This window comes from Pseudomonas sp. Sample_24 (assembly GCF_004307605.1).
Classification (GTDB): Bacteria; Pseudomonadota; Gammaproteobacteria; order Pseudomonadales; family Pseudomonadaceae; genus Aquipseudomonas.
Window position 1 is genome coordinate 39913 of sequence record NZ_RCNW01000114.1, and the last position, 15795, is coordinate 55707.

Annotated in this window: 17 protein-coding genes; 1 reads left to right on the forward strand and 16 read right to left on the reverse strand. The window is 60.1% G+C overall.

Going from position 1 to position 15795, the window contains the following annotated elements:
* Positions 1–33 precede the first annotated feature (33 nt).
* Entirely contained in the window at positions 34–936 is a 903-nt protein-coding gene (locus D8V06_RS05570) for a LysR family transcriptional regulator (protein WP_056852282.1), read from the reverse strand.
* Between the two features lie 119 nt (positions 937–1055).
* Here D8V06_RS05570 and D8V06_RS05575 point away from each other — a divergent pair, with 119 nt between their 5' ends.
* Positions 1056–2333 (forward strand): MFS transporter, encoded by a 1278-nt coding sequence (locus tag D8V06_RS05575; protein WP_130930580.1) that lies wholly within the window; start codon positions 1056–1058, stop codon positions 2331–2333.
* On the opposite strand, the gene gspM is transcribed toward D8V06_RS05575, so the two are convergent.
* The 15 genes from gspM to D8V06_RS05650 all read right to left on the reverse strand — a co-directional run.
* Positions 2326–2778, reverse strand: a complete 453-nt coding sequence (gspM, locus tag D8V06_RS05580) for a type II secretion system protein GspM (protein WP_241667780.1) — start codon at positions 2776–2778, stop codon at positions 2326–2328. The genes D8V06_RS05575 and gspM overlap by 8 nt on opposite strands.
* Positions 2775–3884, reverse strand: a complete 1110-nt coding sequence (gene gspL / locus D8V06_RS05585) for a type II secretion system protein GspL (protein WP_130930581.1) — start codon at positions 3882–3884, stop codon at positions 2775–2777. The genes gspM and gspL overlap by 4 nt, the downstream gene beginning before the upstream one ends.
* The gene (locus D8V06_RS05590) at positions 3881–4711 is read right to left on the reverse strand and encodes a type II secretion system protein GspK (protein WP_130903913.1); all 831 of its coding nucleotides are present in this window, start codon (positions 4709–4711) and stop codon (positions 3881–3883) included. Before D8V06_RS05590 ends, gspL begins: the two co-directional genes overlap by 4 nt.
* Entirely contained in the window at positions 4708–5241 is a 534-nt protein-coding gene (locus D8V06_RS05595) for a type II secretion system protein GspJ (RefSeq protein ID WP_130907001.1), read from the reverse strand. The genes D8V06_RS05590 and D8V06_RS05595 overlap by 4 nt, the downstream gene beginning before the upstream one ends.
* Positions 5234–5617, reverse strand: a complete 384-nt coding sequence (gene gspI / locus D8V06_RS05600) for a type II secretion system minor pseudopilin GspI (RefSeq protein WP_130907000.1) — start codon at positions 5615–5617, stop codon at positions 5234–5236. Before gspI ends, D8V06_RS05595 begins: the two co-directional genes overlap by 8 nt.
* Positions 5610–6077, reverse strand: a complete 468-nt coding sequence (gene gspH, locus D8V06_RS05605; protein ID WP_056852276.1) for a type II secretion system minor pseudopilin GspH — start codon at positions 6075–6077, stop codon at positions 5610–5612. Before gspH ends, gspI begins: the two co-directional genes overlap by 8 nt.
* A gap of 3 nt (positions 6078–6080) precedes the next feature.
* The gene (gene gspG, locus D8V06_RS05610) at positions 6081–6530 is read right to left on the reverse strand and encodes a type II secretion system major pseudopilin GspG (protein ID WP_056852275.1); all 450 of its coding nucleotides are present in this window, start codon (positions 6528–6530) and stop codon (positions 6081–6083) included.
* Between the two features lie 3 nt (positions 6531–6533).
* The gene (gene gspF / locus D8V06_RS05615) at positions 6534–7742 is read right to left on the reverse strand and encodes a type II secretion system inner membrane protein GspF (RefSeq protein ID WP_130930582.1); all 1209 of its coding nucleotides are present in this window, start codon (positions 7740–7742) and stop codon (positions 6534–6536) included.
* Between the two features lie 3 nt (positions 7743–7745).
* Positions 7746–9227: a type II secretion system ATPase GspE gene (gspE, locus tag D8V06_RS05620; protein ID WP_130930583.1), complete on the reverse strand. Its 1482-nt coding sequence runs from the start codon at positions 9225–9227 to the stop codon at positions 7746–7748.
* Positions 9224–11152 carry a type II secretion system secretin GspD gene (gspD, locus tag D8V06_RS05625; RefSeq protein ID WP_130930584.1) on the reverse strand — a complete coding sequence of 643 codons (1929 nt, stop codon included), beginning with the start codon at positions 11150–11152 and terminating at the stop codon, positions 9224–9226. The genes gspE and gspD overlap by 4 nt, the downstream gene beginning before the upstream one ends.
* Before the next feature lie 8 nt (positions 11153–11160).
* Entirely contained in the window at positions 11161–11679 is a 519-nt protein-coding gene (locus D8V06_RS05630) for a type II secretion system protein N (protein ID WP_241667781.1), read from the reverse strand.
* A 7-nt stretch (positions 11680–11686) separates the two neighbouring features.
* Positions 11687–12253: a cytochrome b/b6 domain-containing protein gene (locus D8V06_RS05635; RefSeq protein ID WP_347238546.1), complete on the reverse strand. Its 567-nt coding sequence runs from the start codon at positions 12251–12253 to the stop codon at positions 11687–11689.
* A gap of 49 nt (positions 12254–12302) precedes the next feature.
* Positions 12303–13769, reverse strand: coding sequence for an N-acetylglucosamine-binding protein GbpA (gene gbpA / locus D8V06_RS05640; RefSeq protein WP_130930585.1), 1467 nt, complete (start codon positions 13767–13769; stop codon positions 12303–12305).
* 293 nt (positions 13770–14062) lie between these two features.
* A complete protein-coding gene (hemE, locus tag D8V06_RS05645) occupies positions 14063–15130 on the reverse strand; it encodes a uroporphyrinogen decarboxylase (protein WP_056852270.1) in 1068 nt (355 codons plus the stop codon).
* A gap of 246 nt (positions 15131–15376) precedes the next feature.
* Positions 15377–15795, reverse strand: a 419-nt coding sequence (locus D8V06_RS05650) for an FAD-dependent oxidoreductase (protein WP_177434378.1), incomplete at its 5' end; no start/stop codon positions are given.

Below are 15795 nucleotides of genomic sequence, written 5' to 3' on the forward strand. Positions count from 1 at the left end.
GAGCAGGCTTGCCCGCGATTGACGGCGCAGCCGTCATGTTTTCAACGGCTCAACCTTGCGCGTCAACAGCTCCACGAATGCCTTGGCCATCGCTGACTTCTGATCCTTGCGTTGCACCAGCCACACCGCCGACACCGCCGCCGGATCAAGCAATGGCCGATAAACCACGCCATCAATCCGCATTCGCTGATAGGACGCCGGCAGCACCGACACGCCCAGCCCCGCAGCGACCAGGCCAATGATGGTCATTGCTTCGCCTGCTTCCTGGGCAAAGTGCGGACTGAAACCGGCGTCTCGGGCCAGGCTGAGCAACTGTGCATAGAGCCCGCTGCCATAGCTGCGCGGGAAAAACACGAACGGTTCGAGGGCCAGCGCAGACAGGAACAATCCTTCCTCACTGTCATTGACCAGCGGATGCTTGGAGCTGAGTACCGCCACCAGCGGTTCACGCATCAACTCGACGACGCTCAGGCAATCCGGCAGTCCGAGCGGTCGCATGATCCCGACTTCGATCGACTCATCCACCAAGGCGTCGGCCACTTGTGTACTGCTCATTTCCCGCAGGTTCAAATGCACCGCGGGGAAACGCTGACGAAACGAAAAAATCGCTTGGGGAATCGTCGAGTTGAACGGTGCCGACGAGGTAAAGCCGATTTTCAGTTCGCCTAGCTCACCCAACTGCGCCCGGCGCGCCACATCTGCCGCCTTGTCGACCTGCGCCAGTACCAGTCGCGCCTCTTCGAGGAACAATCGACCGGCTTCGCTGAGCTCGACCCGACGATTGGTCCGCTCGAACAAGCGTGCACCGACTTCCTGCTCCAGCGCCTGAATCTGCTGACTCAAGGGTGGCTGGGATATGCCCAGCACCTGTGCGGCGCGGCCGAAATGCAGTTCTTCGGCAACGGCGATGAAGTAGCGCAGGTGACGCAATTCCATGAAAACCTCATTAGGTCGTTAAAGCTATCAAACAGGTCGAACAATATATTGGATTGAATCATTAGCCAGCTATATGCTTTTTTCATTGCCTGACCGGCTGCGCTGCTCCGAGGTCCAACGTGAAAACTGCTGTCGCCCCACTCGCCCATGAAGTTCCACCCGCTGCACAGGACGATGTCGTTACTGAACGGATGGACATCTACATCGAAAAAGGCACGCCGGCGTTCATGCGCACGGTACTGGCACTGTTCTGTGGCGGCTTTGCCACTTTCGCCCTGCTCTATTGCGTGCAGCCGATGATGCCGCTGTTGTCCAGCGAATACTCCATCAACGCGGCGCAGAGCAGCCTGATTCTGTCGATCGCTACGGGCATGCTTGCCATCGGCCTGCTGATCACCGGTCCCGTCTCCGACCGTATCGGACGCAAGCCGGTAATGGTTGCGGCGCTGTTTGCCGCCGCCCTGTGCACCATGGCCAGCGCGATGATGCCGAGCTGGCACGGCGTGTTGGTCATGCGTGCGCTGATCGGGCTGTCATTGAGCGGCTTGGCGGCGGTCGCGATGACCTATTTGAGCGAAGAGATTCACCCACAACACATCGGTCTGGCCATGGGTCTGTACATCGCCGGCAACGCCATCGGCGGGATGAGCGGTCGGCTGATTACCGGGGTGTTGATCGACTTCGTCAGCTGGCACACGGCAATGCTGGTGATCGGTGGCCTGGCGCTGATTGCCGCGGCAGTGTTCTGGAAAATCCTCCCTGAATCACGCAATTTCCGCGCCCGCTCATTGCATCCGCGCAGCCTGCTGGACGGTTTCACCATGCACTTTCGCGACGCCGGCCTGCCGTTGCTGTTTCTCGAAGCGTTCGTGCTGATGGGCGCGTTCGTCACGCTGTTCAACTACATCGGCTATCGCTTGCTGGCCGAGCCGTATCACATGGAACAAGCCTTCGTCGGCCTGCTCTCGGTGGTGTACCTGTCGGGTATCTACAGTTCGGCGAAAATCGGCTCGCTGGCTGACAAGCTCGGACGGCGCAAAGTGCTTTGGAGCACCATCGTGCTGATGCTCGGCGGCCTCGCCCTGACGATGTTTACCCCGCTGCCGCTGGTGATTATCGGCATGCTGATTTTCACCTTCGGCTTCTTCGGCGCCCACTCGGTCGCCAGCAGTTGGATCGGCCGCCGTGCCACCCGGGCCAAAGGACAGGCGTCGTCGCTGTATCTGTTCAGCTACTACGCTGGATCGAGCATTGCCGGCACGGCGGGCGGGGTGTTCTGGCACCTGGGCGGCTGGAACGGCATCGGCCTGTTCATCGGCTCACTGCTGGTGATTGCACTGCTGGTGGCGCTGAAACTGGCGAAATTGCCGCCGTTACCCGCAAGCGCTGCTATCTGAGCACCACCCGCGCCTCCAGCAATCCATCGCGCGCCTCCAGTGTCAGCGATTGCAGTGTGGAGCCGTCGCGTTCGAGGCGGTCCAGCCATGGCAACAGCGCCATGGCGTCGCCGCTGAGGGTCAGGCGTAATTGATCGTTGTCGCTGTCCATCTGATGCAATTCAAGGCCTGCCGCCGTAGCGCTGTCGCTGATGCGCCGTGACAGCGGCTGGTTGGCTGATTGCGCAACGCCAAGGGGTTGTGCCTGCTGCAATTGCGCCGCGAGTGTCCATTGTTGTTGATAGCGGCGTTCGGCTGTTGCGAGTCGTTGTTGGGTTGGCTGCCAAATCAGCAGGTATGCCGGAACGCCCACCACTAAAACACCCAGTGCCAATAGCAGTCTTCGTTCGCGCAAAGAAAGCCGCTGAAACTTTGCAGCGATTGTGCTCAATCCGCTCAATTTCATGCGCCTTGCTCCACGGTCAGAGTCGCCTGCACCCGGTTGTTGTGCTCCTTGTTTGCGCTGTCGAGCCGAACCGGCAGACCTTGCTGTCGACCCCGTTCGCGCAGCAGCTCCAGTTCGGCAAAGTTGCTGGCCGTCAGCTGGATTCGCCAGCCATCGCCCTCGCGAAACTCGATGCGCCGGACTTCGACATCGCTGGCACCGATCACTTGCTCGACCAGTCTGACCAATCCTGCAATCCGCCCGCCTTGCGCCTGTGCGCCTTGGCTTTGCAGGTTTTTGAGTTGTGCCGCGAGGTCGACGATGCGGGTCTGCTCGGGGTACAACGTCTTGAACTGTTGCTCACTGCGGCTGTAGAGCTGACGACTTTGATTGTCGAGAAAACGGACACGCGTTTCACTCGCGCCCCAGTTCAGCAGTGCAAGCAGCAGCATCGCGATTACGCCGAGGCGCCAAGGCAGGCGGATACCCCGTGGGGCGAAATCGCCCTGCAACAAATTGATCGCCTGGCCCTGTTCCCGCATCAACCATTGATCACACTCGGTGTTTGCCTGACGCTCATCGCGCCATTGGATGTCCGAGGGCAAATGAGGCCTCATCAACGCCAATCCGTCATCGGTCAGTGTCAGGCGAGCGGGCAGCCCCCCACCGAGCAACCAGCGGCCGAACCACCAGATGCCGAGCGCTTGATCCCGAGGCAATACGTCGGCGTCGATACACACCGAGCGCACGTCAATTCCCGCCTCTCTCAGCAGCGCAAGTACAGCGGCAAATTGCTCCCGGTCAATCAACATCAGCGGATAACGCCCCAGTGGGTCACGCACGCCAATGCTCAGGTGCAGATGCTCCAGTGCTTCGCTCAATTGCTCTTCAATGGCGAAAGCGAGGGTTTGTGCATCGGGAGCGCGTCGGGACGGCCAGGGTTCACTGCACAGCCAACTGCACAATTCCATGGGAAGCAACAGATCTACGGGTTGGCCTTTCAGTGTCTGTGCTGCGTCGCTCAGGGTCATGGGTTGTCGTTGACCGGTTGCAGACCACCTGCAGCAGGGCCACTGCGCCGAAGGTACAGCCAGGCCTTGCGGGGTCAGGTAGAGCCAGTTTTTCATTGCGCTATCTCGTTGCTGTTCGACGGCAGTAACCGCCGTTGCAGAATGTTCAATTGGCGCGTCTTGGGGTCGCGTTCGACATCGGTGGTCAAGCGCAGACGGCTCTGCCCGTGGGTGACGTGGACGGTGATTCGATACCAGCGGCTGTCGATGCCCAGGCCGTGGCTGCTCAAGCCTTTGCCTGACAACAGCGGGTCCTGGGTGAAGGCCTGAACGCTCGACCAGGGCGTCGTCGAGCGCTGGCGCAGCAATGCATCCGCTGCGGCCGCTTCGACACCGTCCAGTGTGCGCAGAAGCAGCGCCGGGGCCGTGTTGATGTTCAGCGAAGCGCCCACGGGCAACAACGCGACCCAAGGTTCCAGTCGACGCAGATGTTCACCGTCGATATCGGGCAATAGGCGCAACTGACTCAGATCTCGCAAGGCACCGACTTGCTCCAGGTGCAGCTCGGGCAGTTCCAGCAGCGCCAACAAGCGCGCCCAACGCTTGAGCGTGACCTGATCAACCTGCCCCTGAATCAACAGGGCATTAAGATTGAAGCGTCCGGCCAGATCCTCGATGGCAAAGCTGATCTGCGCGTCCTCCATGACGAAAGCCGGGATCTGATCAGGTAGACGGTCGCTGTCTTTGTGCTGTGCCATCAACAATGACAGCGCCAAGGTTTCTCCGGCCATGCCGAGCTGACGCAAATGCAGTTGATGCAGTTGTTGCCCGGTGCTTTGCAGCAACAGTCGATGGCTGCGCAGCACGCCACCGATGATCACCAGTGCCAGGCTCATGACCAGCAACACGCTGATCAGCGCCACACCGCGTTGGCGTGTCCTCACAACAGTGCACCCGGCAACAACATCACTCGACGGATCGCCTGGTATCGTCCCGTCGATACCTGCATTTCCAGGGCCAGCGGTGCCTCTGCGGTAAGCCAGTCGCCGCGCCAGCCGGTGCGAGCGTCGAACAGACGCCAACGCAAGTCGCGGACATCATCGAGCAGCTTTTGCCGCTGCACCACCGACGAGCCTTCTGCCCGGCTCTCTCGCCACAACGCGCCATTGTCGAGACGGTAAGTCAGCGCTTGCCGCTCGCTGCGCGGCAGGTCCAGCGGGTTGCGCCAATTGCCGCGCTGCCATTGCAATTGCGTCTGTTGCAATACGACTGGCTGTTGCGTGATGTGCAGCACGTCACGCTCAATCACGGCGATGGCGCGCTGCAAACTACGCAACTCACGCTCATGGGCAGTACTGCCCTGCTGCACCCGTACCACACCATCGAACAGCGTCCAGCTGGCCAGCCCCAACACGGCGAAGATCGCCATGGCGATCACCAGTTCCAACAGGGTGAACCCGATCTGCTTATTCATCACGATCAGCGATCCAGGCACTGACTTGATGCAGGGACTGGTCACGATCGGCCAGGCTGACTTCAATGTCGACTGTGAGCAGGCGCGGCTCCGAGCTGTCACCAACACGCTGGCGCAGCAGCCAGTCGCGACTGGCCATGTGCACCGTGTGCTGCGACTGCCCATTGGCTGGAGCGGATTGCAGACGCAGTTCATTGAGTTGATTGTCCGCCACCCACGCCGCCAACAGCCGTTGTTCGACGACAGCCGATTGCTTGACCACGTATTGGCTCGCAGACAGCACAGCAGTCGCCAGGGTCGCAAAAACCGCCAGCGCCACCATGATCTCCAGCAGAGTGAAGCCGTCCATGCGTGAGGCCAGACAGGGCTTAACCATCAATCACCACCTCACCAATGCCATCGCTGGAAAGGCTCGACCAGATCCGGTCCCTGGCCTCGAACGTCAATGTGAACGTGCTGGTTTCATCACTGCTCAGCATCAGTAGTTGAGGCGGGCCTTCGTCAGCGCCCAGGCTGACGGAATAACCATCCTGCTTCAGGCGCAACCGCAGATGATCGGGCCATCGATAAACAGCGGTCAGCGCTTCCCAACCCCGCACCTCGAGCCGCATCGCCCGGTATCCTTCGGCACTCAAGCGCACGCCGTATTCCTGCCCGTCGATGACCGCTCTTTCGCGCAATTGCCGAATGACCCCGGCGAGGGCGTCCGCTTCGCGTCGAGCCTGTTGCGCGGGGTTCATGCCGGTGGCGAAACTGACCATGCCCGCCAGCACGCCGATCAATACGATCACGATCATCAATTCCAGCAAGGTAAATCCTCGACAACGACGCGGCATCAATCAACCGCCCCAGTTGCCGATGTCGGCCGCATGCCCTTCACCGCCCACCACGCCATCGGCACCAAGGGAGTACAAATCGTAAGTGCCGTCGACCGATTGCACACCGGGATTGAGGTACTGATAGGGTGTATTCCACGGATCCACCGGCACAGATTTCAAGTAGCCATTGGGGTTCCAGTTGCGCGCTGCAGGCAGGCCGGACGGGCGTTTGCTCAAGGCTTCAAGCCCCTGTTGCGTCGAGGGATAGTTGAAATTGTCGAGGCGATACATCTCCAGGGCAGTGGCGATGGCCTGGATGTCGACTTTGGCGGCGGTGACTTTGGCCTGATCGGGACGGCTCATGAACTGCGGTACCACAATGGCCCCCAGAATGCCGATGATGACCACCACCACCATGATTTCGATGAGGGTAAAACCGCGTTGCAAAGGACTGCGACGTAAAGCGTTCATGGATCAATTCACCAATTGGTTGAGGCTGAGTATCGGAAGCAGAATCGCCAGCACGATCAGCAGCACCACGCCGCCCATCAGCACCAGCATCGCGGGCTCGAATAGACTCACTACCAGCGCGATCCGCGCGGCGAGGCTGCTTTCCTGTTGTTCGGCGGCGCGGCTGAGCATGCGGTCGAGTTCGCCGGCCCGTTCGCCACTGGCGATCATGTGCAGCATCATCGGCGGGATATCGCCGCTGATTTCCAGGCCACGGGTCAGGGTGCCGCCTTCGCGGACCGCACGGGCAACGTCGGCCATGCGCGCGCGAATGCTCAGGTTGCCGATCACAGCGGCGGCGATTTCCAGTGCGTCGACCAGGGGAACCGCGCTTTTACCGAGAATTGCCAGGGTGCTGGCGAACCGTGCGGCTTCCATTTCCCGCAGCAACTGACCGGCGATCGGCAGATTCAAGACCAACCGATGCCAACGCATCCGCCAGAGCGGCTGACGCAGACTCCAGCGCCAAAGGCCGCCCACCATCGCCAGCACGCCAAACAGCCACAGGCCATGGCTGCGCAGCCCGTTACTGACACTGATCAAGGCCCGGGTCAGCCAGGGCAAGGGTTGCCCGCTGTCGACGAAGATTTTCACCACGTCCGGCACCACGTAACCCAGCAGAAAGCCGACGATGACAACGCTGGCGAGCATCAGGATCAACGGGTACACCAGGGCCATCTGAATTTTTTGTCGCGACGCCTGGCGGGCCTGAGTGTACGCCGCCAGTTGCTCCAGCACATGCCCCAAATGGCCCGAACGTTCACCGGCCGCCACGGTGGCGCGGAACAATTCAGGGAATGCCTTGGGAAATTGCGCCAGCGCCGCGGCCAGTGCATGGCCCTCCATCACCCGGCTTCTGACGGCTGACAGCAGCCCGGCAATCCGACGTCTGGCACTTTGTTTCGCGACAGCCTCGAGGGCTTCTTCCAGAGGCAAACCCGCCTGAACCAATGTCGACAACTGCAATGTCAGCAGTGCCAGATCGGCGGCACTCAGCCGCCCAGCGCCCGGTGTGGAATTCATGCCGCCAGCAGTCCGGATCTCACTCACGTCGCGGGGCCACAGCCCACGCGCACGTAACAGTTGCCGGGCGTGGCGAGGGCTATCGGCCTCCAGCCGCCCTTTGCAGCGACGGCCCTGAGCATCATCTGCGCGGTAATCGAAGGTCGGCACGTCCTAGTCCTCCCGAGTCACGCGCAGCAACTCGTCGAGGCTGGTCTGGCCGTCGATCACCCGCTGTCGGCCATCCTGAAACAGGCTGCGCGCTCCCTTGCGAGCTTCGTCGGTCAATGCCTGCTCGCTGGCACCCTGATGAATCAGCGTCGAGATTGCCGGCGTCACGCTGATCAATTCATAGATGCCGATCCGCCCGCGATAACCGTGCTGACATTGTTCACAGCCCACGGCCCTGAACAGTTGCAACGTCGTCGCCCTGCCCAGCCCCAGTCGCTGGCAAGCCGCCGCATCAGCGCCGTACGGCGCCTTGCAATGCGGGCACAACGTTCGCAGCAACCGTTGGGCCAACACCCCCACCAGTGACGAGGCCAACAGATAGGCATCCACCCCCATGTCCACCAGACGCGTCACGGCACCGACCGCGCTGTTGGTGTGCAACGTCGACAGCACCAGATGACCGGTCAGCGAAGCCTGCACGGCAATTTCCGCCGTTTCGCGGTCGCGGATTTCACCGACCATCACCACGTCCGGGTCCTGCCGCAGAATCGCCCGCAACCCCCGGGCGAAGGTCATGTCGACTTTCGGATTGACCGGCATCTGCCCGACGCCGGGCAGGTGGTATTCGATGGGATCCTCGACCGTCAGAATGTTGCGAGTCTGGTCGTTCAGGCTGCTCAACGCAGCGTACAGGCTGGTGGTTTTGCCCGAACCGGTAGGCCCGGTCACCAGCAAAATCCCGTGGGGTTTACTCAGCAATTGCTGCAACGCCAAGAGGATGTCATCCGGCATCCCCAAACGCGACAACTCCAGGCGCCCGGCCTGTTTGTCGAGCAGGCGCAAGACTACCCGCTCACCGTGGGCTGAGGGCAACGTCGAAACCCGCACATCCACTTCATGCCCGGCCAGTCGCAGGGCTATTCGGCCATCCTGCGGCACCCGCTTTTCGGCAATATCCAGCCGCGCCATGACCTTGATCCGCGACACCAGCAGCGTCGCCAGTTCCCGCCGTGGCCGAAGCATTTCCCGCAGCTGCCCGTCGACGCGCATACGCACGCAAAGGTACTGCTCGAAGGTTTCCAGATGCACATCCGAGGCATGCTCGCGTACCGCTTCACTGAGCAGCGCGTTGATCAGGCGGATGATCGGCGCATCGCCCTGCTGCTCAAGCAGGTCGGCGGTTTGCGGTACCTGGTCCGCCAGGCTCAGCAGATCCAGTTCTTCGTCCAACCCTTGAGCGACTTGCTCGGCAGCGCTCTGGCCTTCGCGGTATGCCATCGCCAGCCGAATCGCAAACTCATCCGCAGGCAACAGCCGCATCGGAAGGTCCCGAGCACAGCGCCGACGGACTTCGGTCAGGGCGGTCAGCGGTGTATCACTGCGCAGCACAATGCTGGGCTCGCCTTCCTCCCACACCAACAGCACGCCGAAACGCCGTGCGAAACCAAAGGGCAACGACTCTGCACCCTCCATCGGGCGGCTCATGGCGCCGGTGGCGCCGACTGGCGCAGGTCGAACACCGGCGCATTGGAAACCGGCTCAAACAACTGACGCGCATCCGCTGGCAGCAGCAACGAGTTGTTTTCCCGCGCCCCTGGCTGACTCAAGTCCCGCAGTGCGTTGTAGCGTCGCTGGCTGACATCGCTGAGGTCTTCTGTACTGCGCACAATGGTCGGCCGCAAGAACACCATCAGATTGCTTTTGGTTTGCGTTTCCCGGGTCCAGCGAAACAACGCCCCCAGGTATGGAATATCGCGCAGCAGCGGCACTCCGCTTTTTTGCGTACGCACGCTGTCGCGGATCAGGCCGCCAATAACGATGATTTCACCGTCATCGGCCAGAATGGTGCTCTTGAGCGCGCGTTTGTTGGTGATCAAGTCTGAAGAGTCGATGCCTGAAACCGACGGCGCGATATCCGACACCTCTTGCTCGACCTCAAGGCGCAGGGTCGAGCCTTCGTTGATGTAGGGTTTGATCTTCAGGCTGATGCCGACGTCCTTGCGTTCGACCGTGGTGAACGGATTGTCCGCACCACTGCTGTTGGTGGCGTAGGAACCGGTTTTGAACGGTACGTTCTGGCCGACGATGATTTCCGCTTCCTGATTGTCCAGGGTCAACAGGCTCGGGGTGGACAACAGGTTGCTATGGGTATTGCTGGCCAGCGCTGAAATCAACGCGCCGAAACGATCACTGCCCAGGTGCAGCAGCGCGCCTTCCGGCGCCGATTTTTTCTCGTCGAACTTCAACCCGCCGACGATAGGAATGTCGGTGCCGGGAAAGTTGATGAAGCCTTTCGCGTCACCAGTGTTCAAGCCCCACTGCACGCCAACGGCTTCGGCAATGTCGCCGGAAATCTCGACGATGGCAGCATGGATCAGCACCTGCGCTCGCGGCTGATCCAGCTGACGCACGATGCTTTCGATGGTCCGGACCTGTGCCGGCTCGGCAATCAGTACCAGCGCATTCTGGCTCTCGTCGGCCTTGATCATGAATGTCGTACTGGGCGCGATGTCCTTGCCTGCGCCAACGGCCGGAGCGACTTTTCGGCCCTGGCCCATGCTTTCCAGAATTTCCGCCAGCTGCCTGGCATCACTGTGACGCAGACGGATCACCCTGGCGTTGTCCGGGGTCTCGGTCGCCGGGATATCCAGACCACGAGCCAGCTCGGTCAAGCGTTGGCGAACCGCCGGCGGACCAATGAGGATCAGACGGTTGGTTCGCGTGTCAGCCAACACCTGAATCGAGGTATCGGCATTACGCTTGCCCAGTGACGATTCCATCACCGACACCACGTCGCTGACCTGAGCGTGGCGCAGCTGAACCACGGCGTGCATGCTGCTCTGCCCGGAATCCAGTTGTCGCACCACGTGGGCGATTCGTTGCGCATTGGCCGCCGTGTCGGTTATCACCAACGCATTGGCGGATACCGAAGGCCCGACGTAGCCATTGACCGAGACCAGTGGCCTGACCAGGCCTGCAATGTCGTTGGCACTGCTGGTGTTCAATTCGATGACCTGAGTGACGAATTGCGACGCCGTGGTGTTTTTTGCCGAACCGATGCCGGCACGAGTTTTTGCTTCGCTCACGGGCGTGATCAGGATCCGGTCGCCTTCATCGATGACCGTGAAGTTATGGGCATCGAGCACCGAGTAGAACAGGCGCCGAACACCCTCACGATCGAGGGCCTGACGGGACATCACCGTGACGCGCCCGGAGACCCTGGGATCGAGCACCACGGTAGTGCCGAGAATGCTGGAAATTTCCTCGACAATGTCCCGCAGCTCGGCGTTGTTCATCGCCAACTGCCATTTTTCTTCTGCTGCCTGAAGTCCCCAGGGGAAGGCCAGGCTCAACAACAACGCAAGCAAAAGCAGCGGGCGAAAACGACGTACGCCAAGGAAAAGCTTCATGACTGTGATCACTCTGACGGCCCGGATAACGGGTGTAGATAACGCGCGGGAACAGCGGAGTCGTGCAGGTCGTCCGGCGACTCGAGTTGACGCAGAGAACGCTCGGCGGGTGGTAGCAGTGCGAGTCGCTCTTCTCGCCCCTTGTTCCACAGCACCACTTGATTCGCCTCGACACGACGCAGCACGCTGCCACCCGGCAAGCGCTCGCCTACCTGATACATGCGCGAGCCTTGAGCATCGACCAGCAACGCTCTGGACGCACCGTTGCTGACGACAAAACTGGCCTGCAAGGTCAGTGGCTCGGCACTGGCCAGCAACGTTGTGCCTTTCATCAGCCCCATGACGGTTGCCACGGCAGTGGCATCCGAAGGCGCTTGGGAGGGTGCCGACGGCGCTGCCGCAAGAACCGGCAGAGGCATGGCCAGATGTTCACGAAAACGCCACTCTTGCCACAGCAGAAATACCGCGTAGCCAATGGGCACCATCAGTAGGCAAAAACGGCCCGCTACGTTCAATGAATGCTTCACTGGCGGATCACTCGAACCTTTCGTTAGAACGATTGCCGCACAATCGCAGAGACATCCGTCGCAATATCCGGTGCCCGCGTGCCTCGTGCACGATCACCGCGCCCACGTGCAGTGCAATCAGTGCCGCAAGCACCCCACACGCCCACACATGCACCGTGGTGAACAGCGCGAGAAGGTCGGCGTCGTCCAGCGGCTGAGCAATCTGGAACAAGCCGAACACATCGATCGGGCGGTCCATCATCAGGACACCCGTGATCAAAACCAGACTTACGGTGAAATAAATCAGCACGTGAGCAAGCAATACCAGCCGTTCCATGAGTGCTGAAGCCAGCACATTCATGTGCTGGAGATGCCAGGCAAAAATAAAAAAACGCCAGAAGAAAACCGGAATGAACACTGTGGTCAATGAAACATTGATAAAAGCCACCCGGTGCTTGATCGGCGCCGGCACATCAATGCCGGCTGCATAGAAACCGGATGCCAAGGTCCAAACGATGACCATGGCCGATATCCAGTGCAGCAGCACACGTTGCCTGGAGTAACCCAAAACCGTCATTTTCAACTCGATGTTCAAAAAAACTCCAGGCGACCTTCACAGGCCACCTGAAGTCATGCGAAAGGATTTAGAGTTTGTTCCACGCCATGTGCCAATGCGCACCGACGCCAGGCTCAAATCCATTAGCGCTTGGGCTGAATTGCTTGCAATAACCCGACTCAGGGAAAGGTTTGCACTCAAAGACGTCGCCGCTTTGGGGATGCATCACTTTGGTCCCGGCGGTGTAGCCGTTGATGCCTTCCGGGAACACGAAGTCGTAGTCGACGCCTGCACCTTCACCGGACAGTTTCGTGGTCTGGGTATCCTGGCGAGTGGTCCGACCGTCGAGGGTTGTGCCGACCAGGGTCAGGGTATGAGCTCCAGGATTACTGCGAACATCAATCGCCAGCCAGGAAGCACCGCTGTCCACTTGAGCAGAAGTGGAGCCAACCGGCTTGTTGCTCGCGTCGAACAACGTCGCTTCGACGTTCATCTTGCGATTGGACATGATGCTGAAATCGACCTTGGCCAGGCCTTTGTCCAACACATACTCAGCTTGTTGCGAGGCTACCGAGAGACGAGCCGCGGTATCTTCCTCCATCTTCAATTGCACTTCGTAACGGGTCACGCCGCTTTCTTTCTGTGCGTATACGCTGTTGTTACCTTTGACCGGTTCGATGTTGCCGCTTTCATCGCGAACGCCTGCGCGAACCAGTTTATGAGCCTTGTTGATAGCTTCTGCCAACTTGAACGACCAATTGGCGGGCGAGCCTTCATCGGCCGACTCGATGGCAATCTCGACACTGTATTCAGGGTTCTCGCCATTGGCGGAGAACGCACGTGCCTTGACCTTGTCCCCGACCAGCAACGCGGTCGAAGGCGAAATGCTGCCCACGGAAGCCCAGCCACCCGGCAGCTCGGGTTCTGCCAGGATGTTCACGTCTGCCACGTTGTAGAACGCGGCGTCGGTGTCGCCGACGGTCCAGATTGCCAAAAGGACGTGGTGACCGGATTTGTCAGCAGGGATGGTGCAGTTGTGTTTGTCACTGTTTGACGGTTTCTGATTGCCGCCGTCGATGGTGCAGAACGGCGTGCTTTCGAACGTGGCACGCTTGAGCGCTTCGTTCGGGTTCCAGCCGTTTCGGCTAATGAAATATTCGTGTTTGGTGGCTGGGTGAGCGGCCGTGTAGCGCCACTGGAAATCAATCGTGCGGTCCTTGATTTCCGTCAGTTGCCAACGGGTCGCTGATTGGGCGTCCAGGGCGGAGAAGCTCGAGTGACCGCCGCTTGCAATCTTGCCATCGACTGGCCCCTGCAAAGGCGCGCCACCGACACCAGCGGGAAAGCCCTTGAAGGTTTCACCGACACTTTGTGGCTCGTATTGCGCGCCGCCACAGTTGGTATTCACACCTTTCTGACAGGCCAGTGCACGCGACGGCGGTGTTTCCAGATAACCATGAGCAAAAGCACCTTGAGATGCCAACATTGCCGATAACAGGATCATTGAAGAAGTGCAGGCAGCAAACGCACTTCCCTTGTAAGAAGTATTTTTCATCAAATGAATTCCAGACTGCTTATCGAAATTTAAGGCGCGCATTGCTGGCGCCACTGTTTGCGATGTTGCTCATCCTCGGGGATGAACAAGTGTCTGAAACCTTACTTGGATGATGGCGTTTTCTATGTAGGGAAAGTCTCTCCTAGCCGCGGGAACAGTCTCTACGACTAATACTCTGACACGAGACGACATAGTTCTTACAAGCGGTAACCCAAAAGCAAACAGCAAAAGGTGGGCATGAAAAAGCCTGTCGGGCGCCAGGCCGGACAGGCTGTCAATTACCGCGAAAACAGTTACTCGTGATACTGCGCCGACAACTCATGCACCGCGCGCAAGAACGCGCCGGCATGTTCCGGGTCGACTTCCGGCGTGATGCCGTGCCCCAGGTTGAACACGTGGCCACTGCCCTTGCCGTAGCTGGCGAGGATGCGGCCCACTTCATTGCGAATCGCTTCAGGCTTGGCGTAAAGCACGGTCGGGTCCATGTTGCCTTGCAGCGCGACCTTGTCACCGACACGGGCACGGGCGTTACCGATATCGCAGGTCCAGTCCAGGCCCAGTGCATCGGCGCCCGCCTCGGCGATGCTTTCCAGCCACAGACCGCCGTTCTTGGTGAACAGGATCACTGGCACCTTGCGCCCTTCGTGCTCTCGAATCAAACCGCTGACGATTTTCTTCATGTAGGCCAGCGAGAACTCCTGGTACGCCGCTGCCGACAGGTTGCCGCCCCACGTGTCGAAAATCTGCACCGCTTGCGCACCTGCCATGATCTGGCCGTTGAGATAGCTGGTGACCGACTGTGCGAGCTTGTCCAGCAGCAGGTGCATGGCTTGCGGGTTGTCGTAGAGCATCGCTTTGGTCTTGCGGAAGTCTTTCGACGAGCCGCCTTCGACCATATAGGTGGCGAGGGTCCACGGGCTGCCGGAGAAACCGATCAGCGGAACGCGCCCGTTCAGTTCCCGGCGAATGGTGCTGACCGCATCCATCACGTAGCCCAGGTCTTTGTGTGGATCGGGGATCGGCAGGGCTTCGATGTCGGCCAGGGTGCTGACGACTTTCTTGAAGCGCGGACCTTCGCCGGTTTCGAAGTACAGGCCCTGGCCCATGGCATCAGGGATGGTCAGGATGTCGGAAAACAGGATGGCCGCGTCCAGTTGTGGATAGCGGTCCAGCGGCTGCATCGTGACTTCGCAAGCGAACGCCGGGTTCATGCACAGGCTCATGAAATCGCCGGCCTTGGCACGGCTGGCGCGGTATTCAGGCAGATAGCGACCAGCCTGACGCATCATCCACACAGGGGTGACGTCAACAGGTTGCTTGAGCAGGGCGCGCAGGAAACGGTCGTTCTTCAGGGCAGTCATGTCGGCATCCGGAAAAAAAGTGCGGGCATTTTCTCAGAGCCGGACGCAAAAGGCACGGCAAGCGCCGCACCTTTTGTCTATCGGGTCAATTTGTCGCGGGGAAACCCGTAACTCGCAACACCACAAAGCACTGTGGGAGCTGGCTCGCCAGCGATGGCATCACTTCGGTCTACGTTGAAAACCGAGGTTTCTGCATCGCTGGCAAGCCAGCTCCCACAGGTATTGCGTTGCAGTTTCGACCGGGGGTCAGACGCCCAGGTAATCCAGGATCCCTTCAGCCGCATTGCGGCCTTCGAAGATCGCCGTTACCACCAGGTCGGAACCGCGAACCATATCGCCACCGGCGAAGATTTTCGGGTTGCTGGTCTGGTGCTTGTACTGACCTTGTTCCGGCGCCACGACGCGGCCCTGGCTGTCGGTCTGGATGCTGAACTGCTCGAACCAAGGCGCCGGGCTCGGACGGAAACCGAAGGCGATGACCACGGCATCGGCCGGGATGATCTCTTCGGAGCCCGGGATCGGCTCTGGGCTGCGGCGGCCACGGGCATCCGGCTCGCCGAGACGGGTCTCGACCACCTTCACGCCTTCGACCTTGTCTTCGCCGACAATCGCGATCGGCTGGCGGTTGTAGAGGAATTTCACGCCTTCTTCCTTGGCGTTCTTCA